The sequence below is a fragment of the Streptomyces sp. TRM70350 genome, assembly GCF_019219825.1.
Lineage (GTDB): Bacteria > Actinomycetota > Actinomycetes > Streptomycetales > Streptomycetaceae > Streptomyces.
On sequence record NZ_JAHUXH010000018.1, the window covers coordinates 45,278 to 71,689 of the forward strand.

Here is a 26,412-nt window from a genome sequence, read left to right on the forward strand (position 1 = left end):
TGACCAGGTGAGTGACCCACGTCCCAGCGTGCGGGACCTCGGGGACGGGTCCGGAGGCGTACCGCACAATAAGAGCCATGCCGATACCCGGGACACCCAGCCGCGCCGAGCTCGTCGAGCACCTCGTGAAGACCCGTATCGCGGGCGACGTCGCCACCCCGCGTGAGAACAACCTCTCCCACTACCGCCAACTGTCCAACGGCGTCCGCAACTTCTGGCTCGGTCTGGAGCTCGGCGACCGCTGGACCGACGAGCAGGACGTGCTCGCGGTGATGGCGGAGCGGGTCGGCGTGAACGACGACCCCGAGTACCGGCACGGCCAGGACACCATCGATCCCGAGCTGACGGTCGCCGCCCTGGAGCGCCTCGCGGCCCGGCTGCGCAAGGCGGCGGACAGCAAGCAGCGGGTGCTCTTCGCGACCGGCCACCCGGGTGGGCTCCTCGACGTGCACCGGGCGACGGCGGCGGCACTGCGTACCGCCGGGTGCGAGATCGTCGTGATCCCGGACGGGCTGCAGACGGACGAGGGGTACGTCATGCAGTTCGCGGACGTGGCGATGCTGGAGCACGGCGCGACCCTGTGGCACACCCACTCGGGCGAACCGATGAAGGCCATCCTCACCGCCCTGGAGCGCGAGGGCCGCCCGCTGCCCGACCTGGTCGTCGCCGACCACGGCTGGGCGGGCTACGCCGGCCAGCACGGCGTCGACTCCGTCGGCTACGCCGACTGCAACGACCCGGCCCTGTTCATCGCGGAGGCCGAAGGGACCGTCCAGGTGACGGTCCCGCTCGACGACCATGTGGTCAGCCCCCGGTACTACGACCCGATGACGGCGTATCTGCTGTCGGAGGCCGGGCTCACGTAGCCCGGGGTATCCGGACGACGCCCTCCTGGATCACCGTGATGGCGAGGCGGCCGTCCTGCGTGTAGATGCGGGCCTGGCCGAGGCCTCGGCCGCCGTACGCCGACGGGGACTCCTGGTCGTACAGGAGCCACTCGTCGGCGCGGAACGGGCGGTGGAACCACATCGCGTGGTCCAGCGAGGCCCCGACGACGTCACCGACGGCCCAGCCGCCCCGGCCGTGCGCGAGCAGGACCGAGTCGAGCAGGGTCATGTCGGAGACGTAGGTCGCGAGGGCGATGTGCTGGAGGGGGTCGTCGGCGAGCTTGCCACTGGTGCGGAACCACACCTGCGAGTGCGGTGCGCGGGGCTCGCCGAACCTGCCGTACGGCGGCTCGTCGACGTAGCGCAGGTCGACTGAGGCGCGCGCCTCCAGGAACTTCTCGACGACCTGCGCATCGAGGTGGCCGTAGCCGCTGAGCCGTTCCTCGGAGGTGGGCAGGGTGACCGGGTCGGGCGCGGGTGGCATCGGCGCCTGGTGGTCCATCCCTTCCTCGTACGTCTGGAAGGACACGGACATGCCGAAGATCGGCTGGCCGTGCTGGACCGCGACGACGCGGCGGGTGGTGAAGGAGCGGCCGTCGCGGAGCCGGTCGACGGTGTAGACGATGGGCGCGCCGGGGTCGCCGGTGCGCAGGAAGTACGCGTGCAGGGAGTGCGGGGGCCGGTCCTCGGGGACCGTGCGCCCGGCGGCGACGAGCGCCTGGGCCGCGACCTGTCCGCCGAAGACGCGTGGGACGACGGCGGACCGGGACCGGCCGCGGAAGATGTTCTCCTCGATCTGCTCCAGGTCGAGCAGATCGAGGAGATCCTGTAGTGCCTGGCTCATGGCCACTGTTCTACTGGCCGGTAATTTCGGGAACCTTACAGGCCCATGTCCTTCGCGATGATCATCTTCATCACTTCGCTCGTCCCGCCGTAGATCCTGTTCACCCGGTTGTCCGCGTACAGGCGGGCGATCGGGTACTCGTTCATGTAGCCGTAGCCGCCGTGCAGCTGCAGGCAGCGGTCGATCACGCGGTGGGCGACTTCGGTGCAGAACAGCTTGGCGGACGCCGCCTCGGCGGCGGTCAGCTCACCGGCGTCGAGCGCTTCGAGCGCGCGGTCGGCGACGGCCTCGGCGGCGTCCACCTCGGCCTGGCAGGCGGCCAGTTCGAACTTGGTGTTCTGGAAGTGGGCGACCGGCTTGCCGAACACGGTGCGCTCCTGCACGTACTGCTGGGCGAACCGCACGGCGGCCTTGGCCTGCGCGTAGGCGCCGAAGGCGATGCCCCAGCGCTCGGAGGGCAGGTTGGCGCCGAGGTAGGAGAAGCCCTTGTTCTCCTCGCCGAGCAGGTCCTCGACGGGCACCTTGACGTCGACGAACGCCAGCTCGGCCGTGTCGGAGGTCTTCAGGCCCAGCTTGTCCAGCTTGCGGCCGACGGAGTAGCCCTCGGACTTGGTGTCCACGGCGAACAGGGAGATGCCGAAGCGGCGGTCCTCGGCGGTGGGCGGGGCGGTGCGGGCGCAGACGATCACCTTGTCGGCGTGGACGCCGCCGGTGATGAAGGTCTTGGCGCCGTTGAGGACGTAGTGGGTGCCGTCCTCGCTCAGCTTGGCGGTGGTCTTCATGCCCGCGAGGTCGGAGCCGGTGCCGGGCTCGGTCATCGCGATGGCCCACATCTCCTCGCCGGAGACGAACTTCGGCAGGAAGCGCTTCTTCTGCTCGTCGGTGGCGAGCATCTTGATGTACGGCAGGGCGAGCAGCACATGCACGCCGGAGCCGCCGAAGGTGACGCCGGCGCGGGCGGTCTCCTCGTACTGGACGGCCTCGAACTTGTGCGTCTCCAGCCCGGCGCCGCCGTACTCCTCGGGGACGTTGATCCCGAAGAGCCCCAGCTCGGCGAGCTTGTAGTAGAACTCGCGCGGCGCCTGGCCTGCCGCGAACCACTCGTCGTACACGGGCACGACCTCGGCCTCGATGAAGGCGCGCAGGGTCTCCCGGAACGCCTCGTGATCCTCGTTGAACACCGTACGGCGCACGCCGCCACCTCCACGGGTACATGTCTAAGCGCTTGCTCACTCACCGTACCGGCGGGTAGGAACCGGCGTCCAGACCGATCCGTGGGTAACGCTCGTCACGCCGGTGCACAGGCGCCCCCAAGGGGCGCGAGGCCGTACCAATGTGCGGCTCCGCCGCGTGGGCGCGACCAGCCACGACGGGGCTGCAGGCGATCGACGGCCAATCGCGGCACTTCCAGTGCTCAGGCGGGAGCCCACCCCCGGGTCACCGCCCAGGCCAGCGCGTAGCCGAAGCCGTTGATCGCCCAGTGCAGCGCCGCGGGCGCCAGCAGGCTGCCGGAGCGGCGACGCAGTTCGCACAGCACCGCTCCGGCGACGACCATGGCGACGACAGCGACCGTCACGGTCGCCGCTACGCCCGCCGAGCCGCTCCCGAAGGCCGTACCCATGGCGGGGTTGGCGCGGTTCAGGCCGCGAGAGGGCAGCAGATGCCACAGGCCGAAGAGCAGGGACGAGCCCGCGGTCGCCCACGCCGTGCCACCTCGGCGGCGGATCATGGCCCACAGCACGCCACGGAAGGCGGTCTCCTCCAGCAGCACCGTGCCGATCGGCACGCGCACCAGCACGCTCCACAGCAGCTGGCCGACGGACAGGTCGGAAGCCCTGGCGTCCCGGAACGCCTCGCGGCCCGCCGGGAAGGCGAGGAGGAGCAGGAAGACGACGAGCACGGCACCGGCCAGGACGGGCGCCCACCGCAGCCCCCGGCGCACCCCCGCCGCGTCGATCCCCAGATCGGCCCGGGTGAGACCGTCCCAGCGGGCGATCAGCAGCAGTACGGCCGTCGCGGCCGCACAGGTGAGGACGTACGCGACAGGGCCGCGCACGAGCCAGTTGTTGACCAGGTTCGCGGCAGCCAGGACGGCGACGACACAGACGATCCGCATCCTGCCTCCAGCATCCCAGCCCGTCTATGCACCCGCCGCCGCGAACGCCCCCTTCGCCATCCGGTGCAGCAGCTCCGCCGTCGCACCCCGCCCCGGCAAGGAGCCCGGGCGGCCCAGGTGCGGGGTCGAGTTCAGCAGGCCGAAGACCGAGTGGACGGCCGAGCGGGCCGTCGGCTCGGACAGGGCCGGATACACCTGACGGACCACCTCCACCCACAGCTCGACGTACTGGCGCTGCAGCTGGCGCACCAGCTTGCGGTCGCTGTCCCGGAGGCGGTCCAGCTCCCGATCGTGCAGGGTGATGAGCGGGCGGTCGTCGAGCGCGAAGTCGATATGGCCCTCGATGAGCGAGTCGAGGACCGCCTCGGCGTCCCCGTCCGCCTCCGCGACCCGGCGCTTGCCGCCGGTCAGGAGCTGGCCGCTGATGCCCACCAGCAGCTCGGCGAGCATCGCGTCCTTGCCCGGGAAGTGGCGGTAGAGACCGGGGCCGCTGATGCCCACGGCCGCGCCTATCTCGTCCACCCCGACGCCGTGGAAGCCGCGCTCGGCGAAAAGTCGCGCGGCCTCCTTGAGGATCTGTTCGCGGCGGGTGGGGGCATCGGTTCGGGTGGCCATGGAAGCAATTCTAGACAGCGAGGTTAGCGGTCGTTAACCTGGAGGAAATGCGTTAACGCTCATTAACAAAGTGAGGGGACCGCAGGATGGACCAGGCACCGCAGCTGCACAGCGCGGCAGATCCCGCGTCGGAGGCCTGGCGGGCCAACGAGACAGCGCACCTCGCGCTCGTGGAGGAGCTGCGCGCCAAGCTCGCCGCCGCCCGGCTCGGCGGGGGTGAGAAGGCGCGCGCCCGGCACACCGCGCGCGGGAAGCTGCTGCCGCGCGACCGCGTCGACACCCTTCTCGACCCCGGCTCGCCCTTCCTGGAGCTGGCCCCGCTCGCGGCCGACGGGATGTACGACGGCCAGGCCCCCGCCGCCGGTGTCATCGCCGGTATCGGGCGGGTGAGCGGGCGGGAGTGCGTCGTCGTCGCCAACGACGCGACCGTCAAGGGCGGGACGTACTACCCGATGACGGTGAAGAAGCACCTGCGCGCACAGGAAGTCGCCCTGGAGAACCGGCTGCCCTGTCTCTACCTCGTCGACTCCGGCGGCGCCTTCCTGCCCATGCAGGACGAGGTCTTCCCGGACCGTGAGCACTTCGGCCGGATCTTCTACAACCAGGCCCGGATGTCCGCCGCCCGTATCCCCCAGATCGCCGCCGTCCTCGGCTCCTGCACGGCCGGCGGGGCGTACGTCCCGGCGATGAGCGACGAGGCCGTGATCGTGCGGAACCAGGGGACGATCTTCCTCGGCGGTCCCCCACTGGTGAAGGCCGCCACCGGCGAGGTCGTCACCGCCGAGGAGCTCGGCGGCGGCGAGGTGCACGCGCGCGTGTCCGGCGTCACCGACCACCTCGCGGAGGACGACGCCCACGCCCTGCGCATCGTGCGGACCATCGTCGCCACGCTCCCCGCGCGCGGGGCGCTGCCCTGGGAGGTGCGGCCCGCGACCGAGCCCAAGGTCGACCCGTACGGGCTGTACGGGGCCGTGCCGGTCGACCCCCGTACCCCCTACGACGTACGCGAGATCATCGCGCGCGTGGTCGACGGCTCCCGGTTCGCCGAGTTCAAGGCCGAGTTCGGGCAGACCCTCGTCACCGGCTTCGCCCGGATCCACGGGCACCCGGTGGGGGTCGTCGCCAACAACGGCATCCTCTTCTCCGAGTCCGCCCAGAAGGGCGCCCACTTCATCGAGCTGTGCGACCAGCGCGGCATCCCGCTGCTGTTCCTGCAGAACATCTCCGGGTTCATGGTCGGCAGGGACTACGAGGCCGGCGGCATCGCCAAGCACGGGGCGAAGATGGTCACCGCCGTCGCCACCACCCGCGTACCGAAACTGACGGTCGTGGTCGGCGGCTCGTACGGCGCGGGGAACTACTCCATGTGCGGCAGGGCGTACTCCCCCCGTTTCCTGTGGATGTGGCCGAACGCCAAGATCTCCGTCATGGGCGGCGAGCAGGCCGCCTCCGTCCTCGCCACCGTCAAGCGGGACCAGATCGAGGGCCGCGGCGAGTCCTGGCCCGCCGAGGAGGAAGAGGCGTTCAAGGCACCGATCCGTGCGCAGTACGAGCGCCAGGGGAACGCCTACTACGCGACCGCCCGCCTCTGGGACGACGGGGTGATCGACCCCCTGGAGACCCGTCAGGTGGTCGGCCTGGCCCTGACCGCGTGCGCCAACGCGCCTCTGGGTGACCCCCAGTTCGGCGTCTTCCGGATGTGAGGGGACCGATGTTCGACACCGTTCTTGTGGCCAACCGCGGCGAGATCGCCGTCCGCGTCATCCGTACGCTGCGCTCGCTGGGCGTCCGCTCGGTCGCCGTCTTCTCCGACGCCGACGCCGACGCCCGGCATGTCCGCGAGGCCGACACGGCGGTACGGATCGGACCGGCACCGGCCGTCGACAGCTATCTGTCCGTGGAGCGGATCCTTGAGGCGGCGGCCGCCACGAACGCCCAGGCGGTCCACCCGGGGTACGGCTTCCTCGCCGAGAACGCCGCCTTCGCGCGCGCGTGCGCCGCGGCGGGGCTGGCCTTCATCGGCCCCCCGGCGGGCGCGATCTCCCTCATGGGTGACAAGATCCGCGCCAAGGAGACCGTGGCGGCGGCCGGAGTCCCCGTCGTCCCCGGCGGCCGCGACCCCGAACTCGCGCGGGCGGCCCGCGAACTGGGCGCCCCCGTGCTCATCAAGCCGTCCGCGGGCGGTGGTGGCAAGGGCATGCGCCTGGTGCGGGACCTGACCCACCTCAACGACGAGATCGCCGCCGCCCGGCGCGAGGCCGCCGCCTCCTTCGGTGACGACACCCTCCTCGTGGAGCGGTGGATCGACCGGCCCCGCCACATCGAGATCCAGGTCCTGGCCGACGGCCACGGGGGCGTCGTTCACCTGGGCGAGCGCGAGTGCTCCCTCCAGCGCCGCCACCAGAAGATCATCGAGGAGGCGCCGAGTGTGCTCCTCAGCGAGGAGACGCGGTCGGCGATGGGCCGGGCGGCCGTGGAAGCGGCCCGCTCGTGCGGGTACGTCGGCGCGGGCACGGTCGAGTTCATCGTCCCGGGCGGGGACCCGAGCGCGTACTACTTCATGGAGATGAACACCCGCCTCCAGGTGGAGCACCCCGTCACCGAGTTCATCACGGGCCTCGACCTGGTGGAGTGGCAGCTGCGGGTCGCGGCGGGCGAGCGCCTCGCCTTCGCGCAGGACGACATCGCCCTCACCGGGCACGCCATAGAGGCCCGCATCTGCGCCGAGGACCCGACCCGGGGCTTCCTGCCCTCCGGCGGCACGGTGCTCGGGCTGCGCGAGCCCCAGGGCGACGGCATCCGCACCGACTCCGGGCTCAGCGAGGGCACCGAGGTGGGCAGCCTGTACGACCCGATGCTGTCGAAGGTCATCGCGTACGGCCCCGACCGCGCCACCGCCCTGCGCAAGCTGCGCGCCGCCCTCGCCGAGACGGTGATCCTGGGCGTGCCGACGAACACCGGGTTCCTGCGACGGCTGCTGGCCCATCCGGCGGTCGTCGAGGGCGACCTGGACACGGGGCTGGTGGAGCGGGAGGTGGCGGACCTCGTGGCGGACGAGGTCCCCAAGGAGGTCTACGCGGCGGCGGCTCTGCTGCGCCAGGCCGCGTCGGCCCCCGCGCCCGCCCCGGGCTCCGGCTGGGTCGATCCGTTCTCCGTCCCTCAGGGCTGGCGCCTGGGCGGTGAGCGGGCCTGGACGCCGCATCACCTGCGGGTGCCGGGTCACGACCCGGTGACCGCACGTCTGCGCGCCACGACGGACGGCGGCTTCGAGCTGCTGCTCGGCACGACGGAGGCCCCGACGCCGAGGGCCCCCGGGCCGGCCCGGACGGGAGCCGAAGCCCTGGCGGGGGCCGAAGCCGAAGCCGCAGCCCGGCCGGGCGCAACCGGCCCCACCCCGGCAGAAGCCGCAGCCCCGGTCCGAGTGTCCGCAGGCCCGGCCCCGGCGGGAGCGGAGTCGCGGTTCACCTTCCGGCTCGGCGGCACCGCCCACACCTTCGCCGCCCTGCCGGACGGCACGTGGCTCGGCCGCGACGGTGACGCCTGGCACGTCCGCGACCACGACCCGGTCGAGGCGTCCCTCTCCCGCGCCGCCCACTCCGGCGCCGACTCGCTCACCGCGCCCATGCCGGGCACGGTCACGGTCGTGAAGGTCGCGGTCGGCGACGAAGTGAGCGCCGGTCAGAGCCTGCTGGTGGTGGAGGCGATGAAGATGGAGCACGTCATCTCCGCCCCGCACGCCGGAAAGGTCACCGAGCTGGACGTCGCTCCCGGCACCACGGTCGCCATGGACCAGGTACTGGCGGTCATCGCCCCGACCGAGGAGGAGACGGCATGAGCAGCCCCGGACCCGGCCTCCCGATGGTCGTACCGGCCCCGGACCTGCCCGCCCGGGTCCGCATCCACGAGGTCGGCCCCCGCGACGGCCTGCAGAACGAGAAGGCGCAGGTCCCGACGGAGGTCAAGGCGGAGTTCGTCCGCCGCCTGGCCGACGCGGGCCTGACCACGATCGAGGCCACCAGCTTCGTACACCCCAAGTGGGTGCCCCAACTGGCGGACGCGGAGCAGTTGTTCCCGCTCGTCAGGGACGTGGCAGTCGCCCTCCCGGTCCTCGTCCCCAACACCCGTGGCCTCGACCGGGCGCTGGTCCTGGGCGCCACCCGCGTCGCCGTCTTCGCCAGCGCCACCGAGTCCTTCGCGAAGGCCAACCTCAACCGCACGGTCGACGAGGCGCTGGCCATGTTCGCCCCGGTGGTGGCGCGGGCCAAGGCCGAGCACGTCCATGTCCGCGGCTATCTGTCCATGTGTTTCGGCGACCCCTGGGAGGGCCCCGTCCCGGTCCACCAGGTCGTCCGGGTCTGCAAGGCCCTGATGGACATGGGCTGCGACGAGCTGAGCCTGGGCGACACGATCGGCGTGGCGACCCCCGGTCACGTCGCCGAACTCCTCACCGCCCTCAACGCCGACCACATTCCCACCACCGCCCTCGGCGTGCACTTCCACGACACCTACGGCCAGGCCCTCGCCAACACCCTGGCCGCGCTCCAGCACGGCGTCACGACGGTCGACGCCTCGGCGGGCGGCCTCGGCGGCTGCCCGTACGCCAAGAGCGCCACCGGCAACCTCGCCACCGAGGACCTCGTGTGGATGCTGCACGGCCTCGGCATCGACACCGGCGTCGACCTCGGCCGTCTCACCGCCACCAGCGTGTGGATGGCCGGTCACCTGGGCCGACCCAGCCCGTCCCGCACCGTAAGAGCCCTCTCCCACCAGGAGCAGTGACGCATCATGGACCACCGCCTCACCCCCGAGCTGGAAGAACTCCGCCGCACGGTCGAGGAGTTCGCACACGAGGTCGTCGCGCCCAAGATCGGCGACTACTACGAGCGGCACGAGTTCCCGTACGAGATCGTCCGCGAGATGGCCCGGATGGGCCTGTTCGGGCTGCCGTTCCCGGAGGAGTACGGCGGTATGGGCGGCGACTACCTCGCCCTGGGCGTCGCCCTGGAGGAACTGGCCCGCGTGGACTCCTCGGTGGCCATCACCCTGGAGGCGGGCGTCTCGCTGGGCGCCATGCCGATCCATCTGTTCGGCACCGAGGAGCAGAAGCGCGCCTGGCTGCCCCGGCTGTGCTCCGGCGAGATCCTGGGCGCCTTCGGCCTGACCGAGCCCGACGGCGGCTCGGACGCGGGCGCGACCCGCACGACGGCCCGGCTGGACCCGGAGACCGACGAGTGGGTGATCAACGGCACCAAGTGCTTCATCACCAACTCCGGTACGGACATCACCGGTCTGGTCACGGTCACCGCGGTGACGGGCCGTCAGCCGGACGGCAGGCCGCTGATCTCCGCGATCATCGTCCCGTCCGGCACGCCGGGCTTCTCGGTCGCGCCCCCGTACTCCAAGGTCGGCTGGAACGCCTCCGACACCCGGGAGCTGTCCTTCGACGACGTCCGGGTCCCGGCGGCGAACCTGCTGGGCGAGGAGGGCAGGGGGTACGCACAGTTCCTGCGCATCCTCGACGAGGGCCGCATCGCCATCGCGGCGCTCGCCACCGGCCTGGCGCAGGGCTGCGTCGACGAGTCGGTGAAGTACGCGAAGGAACGGCACGCCTTCGGCCGGCCGATCGGTGCCAACCAGGCCATCCAGTTCAAGATCGCCGACATGGAGATGAAGGCCCACACGGCCCGCCTGGCGTGGCGGGACGCGGCCTCCCGGCTGCTGGCGGGCGAACCCTTCAAGAAGGAGGCGGCGCTGGCGAAGCTGTACTCCTCCACCATCGCGGTGGACAACGCCCGCGACGCCACCCAGATTCACGGCGGTTACGGCTTCATGAACGAGTATCCGGTGGCCCGTATGTGGCGGGACTCGAAGATCCTGGAGATCGGGGAGGGCACGAGCGAGGTGCAACGGATGCTGATCGCGCGGGAGCTGGGGCTCGCGGGCTGAGCCACCGCCCGCACGGGCTGCGTACAGGCTGCGGCGCGGGGGCCCACTCCCGGAACAGGATATGAGATTAGGTTAGCCTAACCTATCTTCGAATGGTCCGGCGGGCCCTCCGCCCTGTTCGAAAGCAGCCACGCTCGTGTCCAACGCCCGTGCCACCCATCTCACCCGCCGCGGCATCCTCGCCGCCGGTGGCGCCCTCGGCCTCGGGGCCGTGCTCGCCGCCTGCGGCGACGAAGACGCGAACAGCGGCGGCTCGGACCCGAAGGCATCCGCCACGGCATCCGGCCCCTGGTCGCTCAAGGACGACCGCGGCGAGACGGTGAAGCTGGACCAGGTCCCGACGAACATCGCCGCCTTCGTCGGCGTCGCCGCCGCCGCCCTCCACGACTACGGCATCGAGGTCAAGGGCGTCTTCGGCCCGACCACCACGCAGGACGGCAAGGCCGACGTCCAGACCGGTGACATGGACGTCAGCAAGCTGACCGTCTTCGGCAACGCCTGGGACCAGTTCAACGTCGAGAAGTACGCCGCCTTCCAGCCGGACGTGCTGATCTCCACCACCTTCGACAGCGCGGGCACCCTCTGGTACGTCCCCGAGGCGTCCAAGGACAAGATCGCCAAGCTCGCCCCGAGCGTCGCCGTCTCCGTCTACGACCGCCAGATGACCGAGCCGCTGCAGCGCATGTGGGCGCTGGCCGAGTCACTCGGCGCGGACATGAAGGCCGACAAAGGAAGAGACCGGCGGGGCGGGCGGCGGTGAGGGTGACGCCGGTGCGGCCGCTGCCGAGGCGGTAGCCCCCGTCGCCGTACGGGCCCTTGGCGAGCCGCAGCCGGATGCCGCCGTCGCCATGTGTGGTGGCGGGGAGGCGGTGTCCCGTCGGAGGGCGCAGCACCCACTGTCTCGCCAGACCGGTGAAACAATCCCCGGCATGGCGGAAATCATCCAGAAGGACGGCACCTGGGTCTTCGACGGCGACGCGCTGCGCCTGACGCCCGGACGGGACAAGAACGTCAGTCTGCTGCGCAAGACGCTGGGTGAACTGGTCGTGCCGCTGCGGGCGCTGGCGGGCATATCGTTCGAGCAGGGCCGCAAGTCCGGGCGGCTGAGGCTGCGGCTGCGGGACGGCGCCGACCCGCTGCTGCACGCGACCGGCGGTCGGCTCACCGAGCCCCACGACCCCTACCAACTGGTCGTCGAGTCCGACCGCTACGGCGTCGCCGAGTACGTGGTGGACGAGGTGCGCAGCGCCCTGATGCTGGACCAGGTGCCCTCCGACCCGGTCTCGGAGTACCTGCTGCCCGGCCCCGCCGTCCCGCTGTCGGCCGCCGCCGGGGACGGCACGGCGAGCTTCGACGGCGAGCAGGTGCGCCTGGAGTGGAACTGGAAGACGGAGGACGCCAAGGCCGCCGCCGGCACCCGCACGCTGGCCGTCACCGACATCGCGGCCGTGGAGTGGCATCCGGCGGCGGGCCTGGAGAACGGTTACCTGCGTTTCACCGTGAAGAACGCCCCCACCAAGGCCCCGCCCAAGTACGACCCCAACTCGGTCGAGCTGTGGGGCTTCAAGAAGGACCCGCTCATGGCCCTGGTCGCGGCCGCCGTCCAGGCCCGCATCCCGCACCCGGCGGCCCCGGCCGCCGCCCTGGAGGCCCCCGCACAGGAGCCGGAGCCCGCCGCGTCCGCCCGCGAGGACGACCACGACGCACTGCTCCGGCGCCTGCGCGAACTCGGTGAGCTGCATCGCACCGGCGTACTGACCGACGAGGAGTTCACCCTGGCCAAGCAGGCGATCCTGAAACGGATGTAACCGGATACACCGGGCATCGCAGCCCATCCACCCCACACATCTGCCCGAAATCGGGCAGGGATGTTGCGAAAGCGTCGCCCGTACCCCAGGATCTACCGGGTGCACGACGAACTCGTTGATCATCTGACGCGGTCCACGCCCCTCAACCGGGGCGAGGCGCTGCGCGTGATCCAGGACGTGCTCGCCTACTTCGACGAGACGACCGAGGGGTTCGTCCGTCGCCGCCACCGCGAGCTGCAGGCCCAGGGCCTGATCAACGCGACGATCTTCGAACAGATCGCGGCGGACCTGAAATACCGGGCGGTGGCACCACCGGAGCTCACGCTCAGGCAGCTGCGCCGCATCGTCTACGGCTGAGGAATACGTATATGTGCGGAATCGTCGGATACATCGGGAAGCGCGACGTCGCGCCCCTGCTCCTGGAAGGCCTCCAGCGCCTGGAGTACCGCGGCTACGACTCGGCCGGCATCGTCGTCACCTCCCCCAAGGCGGCCGGCCTGAAGATGGTCAAGGCCAAGGGCCGGGTCCGTGACCTGGAGACCAAGGTCCCCGCGCGCTTCAAGGGCACCACCGGCATCGCCCACACCCGCTGGGCCACCCACGGCGCCCCCTCCGACGTGAACGCCCACCCGCACCTGGACGCCGAGGGCAAGGTCGCCGTCGTCCACAACGGCATCATCGACAACGCCTCCGACCTGCGCCGCAAGCTGGAGGCGGACGGCGTCGAGTTCCTGTCCGAGACCGACACCGAGGTCCTCGTCCACCTGATCGCCCGCTCGCAGGCCGAGAAGCTGGAGGACAAGGTCCGCGAGACCCTCCGCCTCATCGAGGGCACGTACGGCATCGCCGTCCTGCACGCCGACTTCCCGGACCGCATCGTCGTCGCCCGCAACGGCTCCCCGGTCGTCCTCGGCATCGGCGAGAAGGAGATGTTCGTCGCCTCGGACATCGCCGCGCTGGTCACCCACACCCGGCAGATAGTGACCCTCGACGACGGCGAGATGGCCACCCTCAAGGCCGACGACTTCCGCACCTACACCACCGAGGGCACCCGGACGACCGCCGAGCCGACCACCGTGGAGTGGGAGGCGGCGTCGTACGACATGGGTGGCCACGACACCTACATGCACAAGGAGATCCACGAGCAGGCCGAGGCCGTGGACCGCGTCCTGCGCGGCCGGATCGACGACCGTTTCTCCACCGTGCACCTCGGCGGCCTGAACCTCGACGCCCGCGAGGCGCGCCGGATCCGCCGCGTGAAGATCCTCGGCTGCGGCACCTCGTACCACGCGGGCATGATCGGCGCCCAGATGATCGAGGAGCTGGCCCGGATCCCCGCCGACGCCGAGCCCGCCTCCGAGTTCCGCTACCGCAACGCGGTCGTCGACCCCGACACCCTGTACATCGCCGTGTCGCAGTCCGGTGAGACGTACGACGTGCTGGCGGCCGTCCAGGAGCTGAAGCGCAAGGGCGCCCGGGTGCTGGGCATCGTGAACGTCGTCGGCTCGGCGATCGCCCGCGAGGCCGACGGCGGCATCTATGTGCACGCGGGCCCCGAGGTCTGCGTGGTCTCCACGAAGTGCTTCACCAACACCTGCGTGGCCTTCGCCCTGCTCGCCCTGCACCTCGGCCGCACCCGCGACCTCTCCGTCCGCGACGGCAAGCGGATCATCGCGGGCCTGCGCAGGCTGCCCACGCAGATCGCCGAGATCATGAAGCAGGAGGAGGAGATCGAGAAGCTGGCCAAGGGGTACGCCGACGCCCGCTCGATGCTCTTCATCGGCCGTGTCCGCGGCTACCCGGTGGCCCGCGAGGCCTCCCTCAAGCTCAAGGAGGTCTCGTACATCCACGCCGAGGCCTACCCCGCCTCCGAGCTGAAGCACGGCCCGCTCGCCCTGATCGAGCCCGCCCTCCCGACGGTCGCGATCGTCCCCGACGACGACCTGCTGGAGAAGAACCGCGCCGCGATGGAGGAGATCAAGGCCCGCAGCGGCAAGATCCTGGCGGTGGCCCACCAGGAGCAGGAGAAGGCCGACCAGACGATCGTGGTCCCGAAGAACGAGGACGAGCTGGACCCGATCCTGATGGGCATCCCGCTCCAACTCCTCGCCTACCACACGGCCCTGGCCCTGGGCAGGGACATCGACAAGCCGAGGAACCTCGCGAAGTCGGTAACGGTCGAATAGTCGGCCCAGGGGCGCGGGGACTGCGCGAGAAACCACGACGCACCCGCACCGGCAAAGCAAACAGGACGGACCCCCACGTGTGCCACCTTCACGCGGGGGTCCGTCTTATGCGCCGGGGAGCCGCCCAACCCCCCAGCCGGCGCCGCTAACCGGCAGCCGTCACCCCGCGGCCAGCGGCACGTCGCGGAAGTGCCGTCGGCCAGTGCGCCAGCGCCGCCGTGGCCGCGTACCAGGCCACCGCGCCCGAGGCGACGGCGAACCAGCCACCCGCCTTGTCCAGCGCCCCGCTGTCCGCGAACCGCCCGATGGCGAGCAGCAGCAGCGCGACGAAGAACAGCCCGTACACGGCCTGCCCGAGCGTGTCACCCCCGGCGAGCGTGAGGGAGAGGACGACGAGGGCGAACAGCAGCAGGAACAGCCCTGCGGCGTTGTCGGAGACCTGGGGCGAGACCGCCCATGTGAACCAGAGTGCGCCGAGCGCGGCGAACGCGGTCCCCGTCCCGGCGTCACCCTCCCGGAACGCGAACAGTCCGGCGACGAACAACGCGACGCCGCCTACGTAGTGAGCCAGGGTCACGGCGTCCGCCGCCGTCACTCCGTCGATCAGTCCGGTGTACCCGAGGCCGACGGCCAACAGGGTGATGCCGAGCGCGAGTCGGCCGACGATCGTGGTGGTGCTTCCCGCAGAGACTCCGTTGTCCACGGCGGGCTCCCTTCATGCATGTGCAGTTGTACGGTGACCGGTATATGCCCTTCACAAGGGCACAAACACATCTACGCGTGAGTAGATTCGGGTGGCGCACAAAGGAAGTTGGCCGTGCCCACGGGGCATCTCACCTGGGCCAACGGCGAGTTACGGAATGACAACGACAGGGCGCTTGGCGCGCTTGGCGAGCCGCCCCGCGACGGAACCGAAAATGCGTCCCACGATGCCGTGCGTGGAGCCGACGACGATGGCGTCCGCCTCGTACTCCCACCCGACCTCCTCGAGCTCATGGCAGATGTCACCGCCACGCTCGACCAGGATCCAGGGCACCTCGGCGAGGTAGTCCGCGCAGGCGAGCTCCAGTCCGAGCACCTCGGTGCGGTGGTCCGGCACGTCGACGAAGACGGGCGGCTCACAGCCGGCCCACACGGTGGTGGGCAGCCGGTTGGCCACATGGACGATGATCAGGCCCGAGTGGGAGCGCCGGGCCATGCCGATCGCGTACGCGAGGGCACGCTCGCTGGAGGTCGAGCCGTCGAAGCCGACGACGACGCCGTGCTTGAAGGCGGGATCGCACGAATGGCGTGGCTCTTCCGCCGCCAGGGGATCGGCCGCCGTCGGGTCGGCGACGGGCCGCTTGCGGTCCGCGGGTTCGAAGAATTCGTGACCGGCCATGGCTGTCTCGGCGTTGTGATCCTTGATCGGGTGGGACGACAGTGTGCGGCGGAGCTGTGTCCGGGAATCATCTTCCCAACCCCATACCCCAAGGGTACGGCGGCACGCCTCCTTAGCCCAGATCCCGCTCACGTCGGCGGCGGGTTCCAGGGAGCATGCACGAGGGGGCGCCCGTAACGCAATGGCTGCTGCCCCGTACAGGCGGTTTGCACAGGATTCACTTACGCCGCCGGCGCATCCCCGGCCCGGCAGTGACCGACCGGTCGAACCGGCGTTGATCCCCGTGAGCCACCGCCACAGGGAGCGTGCGCCGCCGCCCTAGGGAGTACGTCATGTCCGCACCCCGCCCGACCCCCGAGACGCGCCCCGGGGCCGCGTCCGGCCCGGACGCGGTGACCGACCTGGTCCGGTGGGCCGCCTTCAGCTGTCTGCTCGTCCCGGTGATCCTCGTGTGGTGCGGCAGCTCCCTCGCGGGCGCCATGGGCACCGCCCTGGGCCTCGCCGCCGTCACGGCGGTCTGCCGGGCACTGTTGCGCGCCTCCGAGCGCGGCGCGGCCCGGCTGCGGGCCGCGGAGGGCGCGCCGCACCGCGGTCGGCATCAGCGCAGCGGTTCGGGGGCACACAGGGGCGGGCGGCGCCCGGGCGGACATACACCGGTCGGCTGACCGGTTTCCGCGCACGCGCCCGTATCTTTTCAGCCAACTTCTGAACTCTGTGCATCGGCACCTCTGAGCACCCCCCAACCCCCGTTCGACCTGCACGGAAAGGGTCTCAGGGGGCTCGCGCACCCTACGTGGATTGGCCACTGCGACAAGGCGCACTTCCCTGCGCGGCCCGCTAGTGCAACGCTTCGTGATCGAATGCTTCACGCCAAGTTGCCAAGTCGACAATGTGCCGGGTGATGAACTGGCCACGCCGGCACGGCGGGACACAGTAGATTCGATCTTGACTGTCTACGGCGGGGGACTCGTGCAGGACCGAGGGGAAACGTGCAGGAGCGACACAACCGAGGAGCCGCGACCACCGAGGGGGGCTTAGCAGTATGAGCCACGACTCCACTGCCGCGCCGGATACCGCGGCCCGGAAACTGTCCGGGCGCCGCCGCAAGGAGATCGTCGCGGTGCTGCTGTTCAGCGGCGGCCCCATCTTCGAGAGTTCCATACCGCTGTCGGTGTTCGGGATCGACCGCCAGGACGCCGGCGTACCGCGCTACCGACTGCTGGTGTGCGCGGGTGAGGAAGGCCCGCTGCGGACCACAGGGGGCCTGGAGCTGACCGCGCCGCATGGCCTGGAAGCGATCTCCCGCGCGGGCACGGTCGTCGTGCCCGCCTGGCGGTCGATCACCTCGCCACCGCCGGAGGACGCGCTCGACGCGCTGCGCCGGGCGCACGAGGAGGGCGCCCGGATCGTGGGCCTGTGCACGGGGGCGTTCGTCCTCGCGGCGGCGGGCCTGCTGGACGGCCGCCCGGCCACCACGCACTGGATGTACGCGCCGACGCTGGCGAAACGCTACCCGTCGGTCCATGTGGACCCGCGGGAGCTGTTCGTCGACGACGGGGACGTGCTGACGTCCGCGGGCACCGCGGCCGGAATCGATCTCTGTCTGCACATCGTGCGCACCGACCACGGCAACGAGGCGGCCGGCGCGCTGGCCCGCCGCTTGGTGGTGCCGCCCCGCCGGAGCGGAGGCCAGGAACGCTACCTGGACCGGTCTTTACCGGAGGAGATCGGCGCCGACCCGCTCGCCGAGGTCGTCGCCTGGGCGCTGGAGCACCTCCACGAACAGTTCGACGTCGAGACGCTCGCGGCCCGCGCGTACATGAGCCGCCGCACCTTCGACCGCCGCTTCCGCTCGCTGACGGGCAGCGCGCCCCTGCAGTGGCTGATCACCCAGCGGGTGCTGCAGGCGCAGCGCCTGCTGGAGACGTCGGACTACTCGGTGGACGAGGTGGCCGGCCGCTGCGGCTTCCGCTCGCCGGTCGCCCTGCGCGGCCACTTCCGCCGCCAGCTGGGCTCGTCCCCGGCCGCGTACCGGGCGGCGTACCGAGCGCGCCGCCCGCAGTCCGACCGCCCGACGGAGGGCGACGGCCCGGCGAGCACACCAGCGCCGATGACCGGCCCGCCGCCGCAGGCGGGACCGCAGTCCGCTGCCCTGCACCCGGAGAGCCCGGTGCCGATGCAGGCCCGCCGTACGGCGGCGGCGAGCGCGGTCGGCTCCTCGTCGCTGCCGGGGGACCACGCCCGGGAGGCGTACGCCCGTGCGAGCCTGCCGGGGCAGCGCAGCGGGTCGTAAGGGCCGTAAGGTCCGTGACCCGGCCGTAACGGTGTGACGGGGCCCACAGGAGCAGGCAGCCCCTGTGGGCCCTGCTCCTGCTCCCGCACGTACGCGGCACACCTCACATGCGCATGTCGGCCGTAGGGTGGACGCATGAACGATCGCATGGTGTGGATCGACTGCGAGATGACCGGCCTCTCGCTGTCCGACGACGCGCTCATCGAGGTGGCCGCCCTCGTCACCGACTCCGAGCTGAACGTACTCGGCGAGGGGGTGGACATCGTCATCCGCCCGCCGGACCGGGCGCTGGAGACGATGCCGGAGGTGGTCCGTCAGATGCACACCGCGTCCGGCCTGCTCGCGGAGCTGCCGAACGGCACGACCCTCGCGGACGCCGAGGACCAGGTCCTCACCTATGTACGTGAACACATCAAGGAGCCCGGCAAGGCCCCGCTGTGCGGCAACTCGGTCGGCACCGACCGCGGCTTCCTGCTGCGCGACATGCCCACGCTGGAGGACTACCTCCACTACCGCATCGTCGACGTGTCCAGCATCAAGGAGCTGGCCCGCCGCTGGTACCCGCGCGCGTACTTCAACAGCCCCGAGAAGAACGGCAACCACCGCGCCCTGGCCGACATCCGCGAGTCCATCGCGGAACTGCGCTACTACCGCGAGGCCATCTTCGTACCGCAGCCCGGCCCGGACTCGGACACCGCCCGAGCGATCGCCGCGAAGCACGTTCTGCCCGCACAGTGACCGCCCCGGCGAAAGCCGGGCGCGAGCACCCCTTCGGACCCTGTACACTTTTTCTCGGCCGGTCGGGGAAACGACAGTAGAACCGCCGGTCATGGTGGGTGTAGCTCAGCTGGTAGAGCACCTGGTTGTGGTCCAGGATGCCGCGGGTTCGAGTCCCGTCACTCACCCTGCTAGAAGAGGCCGATGACTGCATGAGGTCATCGGCCTCTTTCGTTGTCCTGATGGCCACACCGCGGCCACCACGCGCCGGGCGACGGCATCTGCGTCGCCGCGGTCCGTCCAAGGGCGTACACCTCAGCGGCGACGGCAGAGACGGGAAGCCGGGCCCGTCCGGGGCGGGACCGGCCCCGGGAAGCCGCCCGGCACTCACGTGCTTGTACCGGCGGCCCGTACTCGGCTCGCGGCACCATGAGCCGGGCGGCGACGAAGGCGAGCCAGCCGCTGGGGCTGTACGGGGGCCGGCCGAGTCGTCCGGGCGGAGGCTCGGCGTACTCGCGCAACTGCCGCTCGGCGACAGCCGACGCCCATGGGCGGGTGTGCCAGGTGTGCCGCAGGTAGGCGATCAACGCCCGGCTCGGTCGCTCCGGTGTGTCGTCGGCCGGCTGTCCGGCGTAGGCACGGATCACTTGGTCCAGCTCGCCGTATCGACGGTCAAACGAATCCATGCGGACGGGATGCGTCACGTCTGAGGATCACTCGCGCGGCCCGCACGTCGACGGGCTCGGGCCTGGAGATGCCAGGATGCCTCCCCTTAGGGGTCCTTGCACTATGCCCGCCCGGGTCGCGCGGCCTGGCACCGCACCTCGCCGCGTTGCCGAAACGCCCAGGTAGCTCCGCTACCAGGGCGCTCCGGCGCCTTGCGATGCACGGCACCAGACCACGCGACCTGATCGGACGCTCATAGTGCAAGGACCCCTTATTCGCCGACTCCCCAACCGGAGGTTCTTTTGCCAGACGCAATCGGTCAGAGCGCCGGCATGGAAGTGCTGACGACGAGGGGCGGATCGAGGCCGGGCCTCCTTGGAACCGGTCAGGGGATCGGACCGGTCGTGCGGCTGCTTCGTGACACTGGAACCCGCGACCTCCCCATTGGGTCGTCCTGATCACGCAGGCGCTGAGCGAGCTGCTCCGGGCTCTTTCCCACGTGCTTGCCTTGAACTCGTTGAGCGCCCGCATACCGAAGGCCTCCGCACGTGCCTCTGCGCCTCGAATGTCGGAGCGCTCCGGTGCGCCTCGTCCAACGGGGCCATGAGCGCGCCGAGTTGCCGGTGGCCCCGACGGTCTCCCCGCCTCGTCGACGCCCTCGCCTCGGCCGGGCCGAAGGCCTTTGACGTGATCAGGACGGCACGCGCTGAAGTTCGCGAGCGCGTGTGGAAGATGGCCGACGCGTCGGCTCCAGATGCGGACGGGCAGCTGATTGTGGACCTCGACAGTAGTCATCGCGCACTCCGGTCGTGTCCCTTGACGTGGTGTAGGCGATCAATCGTCGGTCGTGTTGGTGGTGTTGGGCAGTGCGGGGGCGCTTTCGCCGGCTTGGGTGGGGTGGATCTGGTCCATGCTGCCTTCGGGTAGGTAACGGCGGGGAAGGCGATCCACTCGTCGTGCATCTCGAAGAGCACGGCGGTGACCAGCCGCAGGAGGGCGTCGTCGTTGGGGAAGACCTGGACGACATCGACGCGGCGTTTGATCTCGCGGTTGATCCGCTCCAGCGGGTTCGTGGACTGAAGCTGCCCGAGCGCAGTTTGGGTATGGCCAGGTCCAGGTCACCGGCCTGCGTAGTCAGTGTCTTGTCGCGGTGCCCGTTGCGCAGCCCGGTGCGTGTCTCGGTGTGCTCGTTCCACTCCGCGCCGATCCTCGCCGTCGCCTCGGCTTCGATCAGCTCCTGGAGCATCCGCTCGGCCACGGACCGGACGAGTTCGAGTCCGTCCGTCGAACGCAGTGACTCCAGCAGCCGAAGTAAGTCATGCTGGGACAGGGCCATCATGCACCTCCTGGTTGAACTGGCCGTTCACCAGGGAGAGTTGCATGGTGGCCCACCTGCCGGGCAGGGAGCGGAATCCCTATCGACACACGCCCCGGGGTGTACGCCCCAACGTTGATCGGCTGCACCACGAAGCGGGACACCATCCGCACTCCGAGAAGCAGGATGCCGCCGCGACGTGGAAGAAGACCTTCGGACACCACCCGCTGTCGGGCTTCGTCGACCACGGCCGCGGAGGGTCCGGTGAACCGGTCGCGGGCCTACCGCGGCCTGGCAACGCCGGCTCCAACACCGCGAGCGACCACATCGCTCATCCGGTGTGTTTCCGGCGGCAGAACGCACGAGTTCGCCAACTGGCTCCCTGCCAGGGGCCGGTGGCTTTCGTACTCGGTCGGCATGACCATCGCCGACGCCATCCATCACGATCTGTCCTGAAGATCCCCACCTAGGCCTGGGCGGTAGCCGTCAAGCCCGGTGGGGCGAGATCCGCGGCGGAGCCTGGGTGGCGGCCGAGCTCGACGGCGACTGCCTGAAGGACTGGCCGGAAGGAATGCGCCTGATCGTCCGCAAGGAACGCCCTCACTCCGGTGCCCTGTTGCGCGGCAGGCCGGTGGAGCGAGCGGCCCGGCCGCGCAGAACCAGATCTGGATGGAGATCGTCCAGATCGCGCTGGAGCTGCTGGCCTGGACCGACGTGATCACCGACGCCCTGGCCCGGCTCACCGCCCTGCCGAAACCAGGCTGACCAGCAGCGTGCCCGGTCCCTCCGAACCCGCACCAGCCCGCCGGAGCCGTGGAACCCTGCGCCCACCAGGCGTGACAGCCGGACCCTCACCCGGCCCACAGGCGGAAACTGCTTACCAGTTGGCCTGGCGAGCCGTCATGAAGTGCCGAGGCCAACTGAGCGATGTGCTGCGTATCGCGGTCAGCCGAGGTCGGCGTATCCCTGGAAGCGAATTCTGATCCGGCCCTGTGGGGGGGGCTCACCCGCTCGGATGCGCTCGGCGAGCAACTGGTCGCGAGGGTGTGCATGGTGAGTGCATGAACACCACACCTCACCCCAAGAAGGCTATTTCCCGGATTCCGCGAGCATTCGCGGTGAGTGCCGCCGTGGGCATCGCTTGTGCGGCGGGGGTGGCAACTGCCACATCCGCCGTCGCCGCGACGCCAGCCACGCACGTCGCCACAAAGGCCACCCCAGCCTACGGCGGCGGGGACGGGGAGCACTTCCAGTGCGGCAACGGCCTCCTCCCCATCCTCAACTTCTGTAACTGACGGACAACCGAGAGCAGTTCCTGCCCTCAAACCGCACAACCGCACAACCGCACATGGAAGCAGTCCACCCATCCGTCCACCCCCGGGGCGGTCAGGAACAGGGGCAGGTTCCCTCTCCCTGACCGCCCTGCCGACCACAACCGAAGTTCTGCTCCGACCGGGACCCGCGTGTCCGACGAGGGCGATGGCCGCGGGATGGTGTCCCAGGCCAGCAGTGTGCTGCTGGTGGAGACGGTCCGCAAGTCCGGTCTGAATCAGGCGTCATCGGCGGCGCTGGCACCGTGGCGCAAGCCGCGGGCGCTCTCAATCTCCGGCGAAGACGGCCTTTACGCTCCAGAACACCCGGCGGCCCAGGTGTTGTTGCTCACCACCACGCCGGTTGCAGAACCCGCCCTGGAGGCCGGCCTGGGCTCCATCGAAGGGCTCATCCACCTGAACCACGAGACTATGTGAACAGCTACTGATCCACAGCTTTTGACAATTGCTCGCCATCGCGGAATCTCCACCGCCCGACTCCGGCAAGGAGGGGCGCACTCTTGTCGTTTCCCTGCGGTGATCGGCACAGCCGGTGAGAATCCCCGTGTGGATACAGGAGTTGCGGCCGTCACAGGTGCCACCATCGGTGGCGGGACTCGCGGCGCTCGGCACGGGCTTGTGCGGCCTGCGAACAACTCGTCTCCTGCTCAAGGCCCAGGAGCCCGAAGCGGCTCGTCAACGACGCTTCGAGAACCTTCAGGAGAGGCGCGAACCCCGCTCACAGGCGTGCGCGGAATTCATCGCGGCCGGCCATGAGTTGGTGGAGAGTCCTCCGTGGCCATCCCTTCAAGCTCAGTCGTCCAAGTCGATGACGAAGTCCACCACGGTCGTGTCGCCCCGCCGCACGATCGGGCGGGCAACCTCGACGATCCGGCGGTTGTCGGCGATGTGGCGCCGGGTGTAACGGAGCACCGGGACGCCGGAGCCGATCCGGAGGGTCTTCGTCTCGCGCTCGGTCGGCATGCCCGCGGTGAAGGACCCGGTAATCCTTGTGACGCGGATCCCGAGTGAGGCCATCTGAGCCCTTGTCCCGCCCGGCCAGGGCTCGTTGATGGGGTCGGAGACAGGAGTGCCCTCCACGTCACTCCAGCGGACGTATGAAGTGCTCATCTGGGTCGGGATGTCGTTGTCGTGGAAGACGAAGTGCCGCGCGAGCAGGCGCTCTCCCACCTCGCACTCGAAGAGGGACGCCAGCTCCGGCGTAGCCTGCACCCGCTCGAACCTCTTGTCCAAACGGTACTCGCTCCAGCCGATCCCCTGGTCCCGGGTGTACGGAGTCGAAGGAGTGCCGGGCTTGTTCCGATACCGGTCGGCGGCCATGCGGTGCACAGGAGGAACCTGGCGTACACGGGTGCCCGCCCTGGCGCGGGTCTCGATCAGCCCCTCGTTCCGCAGCAGGGCGAGGGCGTTGCGGATCGTCGTTTCGCTCACCCGATAGTGCGACGAGAGCGCCGGGAGGGTCGGGAGCTGGCCCCCGGGCCCGAACTCGCCGGAGGAGATACGACGGCGCAGTTCGGCAGCGATCCGCAAGTACTCGGGCTCTGCCACTGATCTACCACCGTTTCGAGTGATCGCCGCTTTCTGTGCACACAGACTGCCCCGACCAGCTTGACCAGCGCCAACCCCGACGATCTGTGCACAGAAAAGAGTTCTCCGTACACAGAAATTCACGGCTATCGGGGGACAAGCATGTGGGAAACAGGTCGCTCCTGGCGTCTGGAGTTCAAGGCGCACCCGGCCGAAGCCCACCGAGTCCGCCAATCGCCCGCGTCCCCGTGGCGAGACGTGAGAGCGATCATCAAGGCAGCGGAGTGGACACTCGGGCCGGAGACGGCCGAGGACGCCCCCAAGGGCCCGATGTACGAGGCCGAGTGCACCTCGTGCGGTGAATCCAGCGGGGCCGGGGAGGGGGAATCCCTCCCGGCGGAGGTCTGGGCCCTGAAGCACACGGGGAGCCACCCAACCCACCGGACCTACCGAGCGATCATCACGAGCTTCTGGCGGGTCTCCCCTGCCGAAGGCAACCCCTGTCACGAGTCGGAGGCCCAGTGAGCGAGCAGAAGTCCCCTTGGGTGGGGGACCAGGTGTACGACTCCAACGCCGACAAGGAGGGTGTCATCACCGACGTGAAGGGCGAGACGTTCGTCCTGCGGCCCGTGCATACCTGGGCCCACACCTGGACGGCGCCCTGCGCGGACGTCTTGGAGATCACCGTGCCGCGCCTGAGCGGGTCGCGAGAGAGCGAGAGGCGTAACCGTGTACAGCAGCGCGTTCCCCTGGCCGAGCGACCACACGGACGAGAGGCGTACGAGTTCCCACTCCCGAAGTCAAGAGGTCACCCCTGCGTCGTCCCCCACCGCTCCTCCGGATCCGGCAGCACCTTCCGCAGCTCCGCCTCGACCTCCGCCCGCGTCGTCCCCTCCGCCTTGGCGTACTCGGTCACCGCCTGCCCCAGATCGCGGTCGAGGTCGCGCCAGGCCCGCCACGCCGTCTCGTACGTCTCGGACTGCACGTCGTTCCAGCCGCCCTCCTGGGTCGGCGGTCCGTAGGCGTCCCGTAGCTCCAGGACTCTCGTGTGCGCCTCGTCCGCGGCCCGCTGTTTCGCCAGAAGTTCCTCGAAGGTGTGTGCCACGCGGCGGATCTTATGCACGGCCCGGGGAGCCAGCCCTCCGACCGGGCCGTCCGGGCGGCGGCCCTGACTCACCCGGCGCAACCCGGCCCCGCAACCCCGCGCAACCCGACTCCACGACCCCGCGCAACCCGGCCCCGCAACCCCGCGCAACCCGACCTCACAACCCGGCCCCGCAACCCCGACCCCACAACCCCGCGCAACCCGGCCCCGCAACCCCGCGCAACCCGACCTCACAACCCGGCCCCGCAACCCCGACCCCACAACCCGCCCCCTACGACGACGCCCGCTCCACCAGCTCCGTCGCCAGCACCACCTGCCGCCGCTCCAGCCCCCGCGACACCGCCGGGCGCCGGTCGGCGATCTCGGTGAGGAGCAGGTCGATCATCTTGCGGCCCATCTCCTCGATCGGCTGGCGGACGCTGGTGAGCGGCGGGTCCATGTGGCGGGCTATCGCCGAGTCGTCGTAGCCGACCAGGGCCACGTCCTCGGGGATATGGGCGCCCGCCTCGCGCAGGACCTGGCGGGCGCCCGCCGCGGTCACGTCGGAGGCCGCGAAGACCGCGTCCAGGTCGGGGCAGCGGGCCAGCAGCCGAGTCATCGCCCGCCGGCCGCCCTCCTCGGTGAAGTCACCCGCCTCGATCAGCTGTTCGTCCACCGCGTACCCGGCGTCGCGCAGCGCCTCGCGGTAGCCGTCGATGCGCCGCTGGGCGCCGTAGACGTCGAGGCGGCCGGTGATGTGGGCTATGCGGTGGCGACCCCGGGCGATCAGGTGTTCCACGGCGGAGCGGGCACCGCCGTAGTTGTCGGAGTCCACCGAGGTCAGCGTCTCCTCCGCCGATCTCGGGCCGCTGATCACCGCCGGGATCTCCAGCTGGGCGAGGAGGTCCGGGAGCGGATCGTCCGCGTGCACCGAGACCAGCAGGACACCGTCCACCCGGTGCGCCGCCAGGTACTGGGCGAGCCGCTGCCGCTCCCGGTCGCTGCCCGCGAAGATCAGCAGCAGCTGCATCTCGGTGTCGGACAGCTCCGCGCCGACACCGCGCAGCATGTCCGAGAAGTACGGTTCCGCGAAGAACCGGGTCTCCGGCTCGGGGACGACGAGGGCGATCGCGTCCGTGCGGTTGGCGGCCAGGGCACGGGCCGCCGTGTTCGGGACGTAGCCGAGCTCGGCGACCGCGGCCTCCACCGCCGCGCGGGTCGCGTCACTGACCCGGGGCGAGCCGTTGATCACCCGGGAGACCGTGCCCCGGCCCACGCCGGCGCGCGCGGCGACCTCCTCCAGGGTGGGCCGGCCACCGCTCCGGCCCCGCGCTCCGTGGCCTGCCATGGGCTCCGCCTTCCGCCGCCGTTCATCACGCTGGCCTGGAATCTAACAGTCCCGTGTGGTGGGGTGACCATCGCTGGGCCGGACCTCCGGAGGGGCCGAATCCGGTCCCGTGCGCCGCCCGACCCGGACTCTCACGGTCCAGTTAACAGCCCGATAACTGAACGCATCTCCCGCCGTCCGCGCCCTTGACACCCCCGCGGGAACCGACGACTCTTCAACACATCACTGGTGGGAGCGCTCCCACGGTACCTGACACATACACAACCCGCACGTTCCCCGCCCGAGCCGCAGCGAGCACAACTTACGGGCCCAACCATGCAGTTGGCCGGGGGGTCGGCACGTCAGGGC

General features: G+C 70.5%; 21 protein-coding genes, 1 tRNA gene and 5 pseudogenes. 15 read left to right on the plus strand and 12 right to left on the minus strand.

Translation table 11 applies throughout. From position 1 onward, the window contains the following. Nucleotides 1–77 precede the first annotated feature (77 nt). Nucleotides 78–866, plus strand: a complete 789-nt coding sequence (locus KWI83_RS24425) for a phosphatase (protein ID WP_218516535.1) — start codon at nt 78–80, stop codon at nt 864–866. Here KWI83_RS24425 and KWI83_RS24430 read toward each other — a convergent pair. From KWI83_RS24430 to KWI83_RS24445, 4 genes are all read right to left on the minus strand, one after another. Beyond that, the gene (locus KWI83_RS24430) at nt 859–1,731 is read right to left on the minus strand and encodes an acyl-CoA thioesterase II (protein ID WP_218516536.1); all 873 of its coding nucleotides are present in this window, start codon (nt 1,729–1,731) and stop codon (nt 859–861) included. The genes KWI83_RS24425 and KWI83_RS24430 overlap by 8 nt on opposite strands. 35 nt (nt 1,732–1,766) lie before the next feature. Next, nucleotides 1,767–2,924 (minus strand): acyl-CoA dehydrogenase family protein, encoded by a 1,158-nt coding sequence (locus KWI83_RS24435; protein ID WP_218516537.1) that lies wholly within the window; start codon nt 2,922–2,924, stop codon nt 1,767–1,769. Between the two features lie 221 nt (nt 2,925–3,145). Further along, nucleotides 3,146–3,847, minus strand: a complete 702-nt coding sequence (locus tag KWI83_RS24440; protein ID WP_218516538.1) for a CPBP family intramembrane glutamic endopeptidase — start codon at nt 3,845–3,847, stop codon at nt 3,146–3,148. A gap of 24 nt (nt 3,848–3,871) precedes the next feature. Next, the gene (locus tag KWI83_RS24445) at nt 3,872–4,462 is read right to left on the minus strand and encodes a TetR/AcrR family transcriptional regulator (RefSeq protein ID WP_218516539.1); all 591 of its coding nucleotides are present in this window, start codon (nt 4,460–4,462) and stop codon (nt 3,872–3,874) included. An 86-nt stretch (nt 4,463–4,548) separates the two neighbouring features. On the opposite strand from KWI83_RS24445, the gene KWI83_RS24450 reads away from it, so the two are divergent. From KWI83_RS24450 to glmS, 8 genes and pseudogenes are all read left to right on the plus strand, one after another. Continuing rightward, on the plus strand, nt 4,549–6,165 hold the full coding sequence (locus KWI83_RS24450; RefSeq protein ID WP_218516540.1) for a carboxyl transferase domain-containing protein: 1,617 nt from the start codon (nt 4,549–4,551) through the stop codon (nt 6,163–6,165). Nucleotides 6,166–6,173: 8 nt separating this feature from the next. Further along, a complete protein-coding gene (locus tag KWI83_RS24455) occupies nt 6,174–8,297 on the plus strand; it encodes a biotin carboxylase N-terminal domain-containing protein (RefSeq protein ID WP_218516541.1) in 2,124 nt (707 codons plus the stop codon). Then, entirely contained in the window at nt 8,294–9,241 is a 948-nt protein-coding gene (locus tag KWI83_RS24460) for a hydroxymethylglutaryl-CoA lyase (RefSeq protein ID WP_218516542.1), read from the plus strand. The genes KWI83_RS24455 and KWI83_RS24460 overlap by 4 nt, the downstream gene beginning before the upstream one ends. Nucleotides 9,242–9,247: 6 nt before the next feature. Further along, nucleotides 9,248–10,408 carry an acyl-CoA dehydrogenase family protein gene (locus KWI83_RS24465; protein WP_218516543.1) on the plus strand — a complete coding sequence of 387 codons (1,161 nt, stop codon included), beginning with the start codon at nt 9,248–9,250 and terminating at the stop codon, nt 10,406–10,408. A 136-nt stretch (nt 10,409–10,544) separates the two neighbouring features. Further along, nucleotides 10,545–11,153: pseudogene (locus KWI83_RS24470) on the plus strand (ABC transporter substrate-binding protein); the annotation flags it as partial. 184 nt (nt 11,154–11,337) lie between these two features. Next, nucleotides 11,338–12,216: a DUF4429 domain-containing protein gene (locus KWI83_RS24480; protein WP_218516544.1), complete on the plus strand. Its 879-nt coding sequence runs from the start codon at nt 11,338–11,340 to the stop codon at nt 12,214–12,216. A 99-nt stretch (nt 12,217–12,315) separates the two neighbouring features. After that, nucleotides 12,316–12,573: a hypothetical protein gene (locus KWI83_RS24485; protein WP_218516545.1), complete on the plus strand. Its 258-nt coding sequence runs from the start codon at nt 12,316–12,318 to the stop codon at nt 12,571–12,573. Nucleotides 12,574–12,584: 11 nt separating this feature from the next. Beyond that, on the plus strand, nt 12,585–14,402 hold the full coding sequence (gene glmS / locus KWI83_RS24490) for a glutamine--fructose-6-phosphate transaminase (isomerizing) (protein ID WP_218516546.1): 1,818 nt from the start codon (nt 12,585–12,587) through the stop codon (nt 14,400–14,402). A 145-nt stretch (nt 14,403–14,547) separates the two neighbouring features. Here the strand turns inward: glmS and KWI83_RS24495 are convergent, their stop codons facing one another. After that, nucleotides 14,548–15,105, minus strand: coding sequence for a GPR1/FUN34/YaaH family transporter (locus KWI83_RS24495; RefSeq protein ID WP_218516547.1), 558 nt, complete (start codon nt 15,103–15,105; stop codon nt 14,548–14,550). A 150-nt stretch (nt 15,106–15,255) separates the two neighbouring features. Beyond that, a complete protein-coding gene (locus tag KWI83_RS24500) occupies nt 15,256–15,783 on the minus strand; it encodes a universal stress protein (protein WP_218516548.1) in 528 nt (175 codons plus the stop codon). Between the two features lie 332 nt (nt 15,784–16,115). Between KWI83_RS24500 and KWI83_RS24505 the strand changes: the two genes are divergently transcribed. The 4 genes from KWI83_RS24505 to KWI83_RS24520 all read left to right on the plus strand — a co-directional run bounded on the left by KWI83_RS24505 (nt 16,116) and on the right by KWI83_RS24520 (nt 18,981). After that, entirely contained in the window at nt 16,116–16,448 is a 333-nt protein-coding gene (locus KWI83_RS24505; protein ID WP_218516549.1) for a hypothetical protein, read from the plus strand. Between the two features lie 377 nt (nt 16,449–16,825). Next, nucleotides 16,826–18,076, plus strand: a complete 1,251-nt coding sequence (locus KWI83_RS24510; protein ID WP_218516550.1) for a helix-turn-helix domain-containing protein — start codon at nt 16,826–16,828, stop codon at nt 18,074–18,076. A 135-nt stretch (nt 18,077–18,211) separates the two neighbouring features. Continuing rightward, nucleotides 18,212–18,814 carry an oligoribonuclease gene (gene orn / locus KWI83_RS24515; RefSeq protein ID WP_141313117.1) on the plus strand — a complete coding sequence of 201 codons (603 nt, stop codon included), beginning with the start codon at nt 18,212–18,214 and terminating at the stop codon, nt 18,812–18,814. Between the two features lie 94 nt (nt 18,815–18,908). Continuing rightward, nucleotides 18,909–18,981: transfer RNA gene (locus tag KWI83_RS24520), tRNA-His, on the plus strand. Nucleotides 18,982–19,278: 297 nt separating this feature from the next. On the opposite strand, the pseudogene KWI83_RS24525 reads toward KWI83_RS24520, so the two are convergent. The 3 pseudogenes from KWI83_RS24525 to KWI83_RS40055 all read right to left on the minus strand — a co-directional run. After that, nucleotides 19,279–19,479, minus strand: a pseudogene (locus tag KWI83_RS24525) (hypothetical protein); the annotation flags it as partial. 814 nt (nt 19,480–20,293) lie between these two features. Continuing rightward, nucleotides 20,294–20,544 (minus strand): annotated as a pseudogene (locus KWI83_RS40385) (transposase); the annotation flags it as partial. A 44-nt stretch (nt 20,545–20,588) separates the two neighbouring features. After that, nucleotides 20,589–20,798: pseudogene (locus tag KWI83_RS40055) on the minus strand (transposase); the annotation flags it as partial. A gap of 146 nt (nt 20,799–20,944) precedes the next feature. Here KWI83_RS40055 and KWI83_RS40390 point away from each other — a divergent pair. Both KWI83_RS40390 and KWI83_RS39805 read left to right on the plus strand, forming a co-directional pair. Beyond that, nucleotides 20,945–21,396 (plus strand): annotated as a pseudogene (locus tag KWI83_RS40390) (transposase); the annotation flags it as partial. An 841-nt stretch (nt 21,397–22,237) separates the two neighbouring features. Continuing rightward, nucleotides 22,238–22,522 carry a hypothetical protein gene (locus tag KWI83_RS39805; RefSeq protein ID WP_305733694.1) on the plus strand — a complete coding sequence of 95 codons (285 nt, stop codon included), beginning with the start codon at nt 22,238–22,240 and terminating at the stop codon, nt 22,520–22,522. Between the two features lie 375 nt (nt 22,523–22,897). On the opposite strand, the gene KWI83_RS24545 is transcribed toward KWI83_RS39805, so the two are convergent. The 3 genes from KWI83_RS24545 to KWI83_RS24555 form a co-directional block, all read right to left on the minus strand. Then, nucleotides 22,898–23,653, minus strand: a complete 756-nt coding sequence (locus KWI83_RS24545; RefSeq protein WP_218516551.1) for a GntR family transcriptional regulator — start codon at nt 23,651–23,653, stop codon at nt 22,898–22,900. 787 nt (nt 23,654–24,440) lie between these two features. Continuing rightward, complete coding sequence (locus KWI83_RS24550; RefSeq protein WP_218516552.1) at nt 24,441–24,737, minus strand: hypothetical protein; 297 nt, start codon at nt 24,735–24,737, stop codon at nt 24,441–24,443. A gap of 271 nt (nt 24,738–25,008) precedes the next feature. Further along, nucleotides 25,009–26,064 carry a LacI family DNA-binding transcriptional regulator gene (locus tag KWI83_RS24555; RefSeq protein WP_218516553.1) on the minus strand — a complete coding sequence of 352 codons (1,056 nt, stop codon included), beginning with the start codon at nt 26,062–26,064 and terminating at the stop codon, nt 25,009–25,011. Nucleotides 26,065–26,412 lie beyond the last annotated feature (348 nt).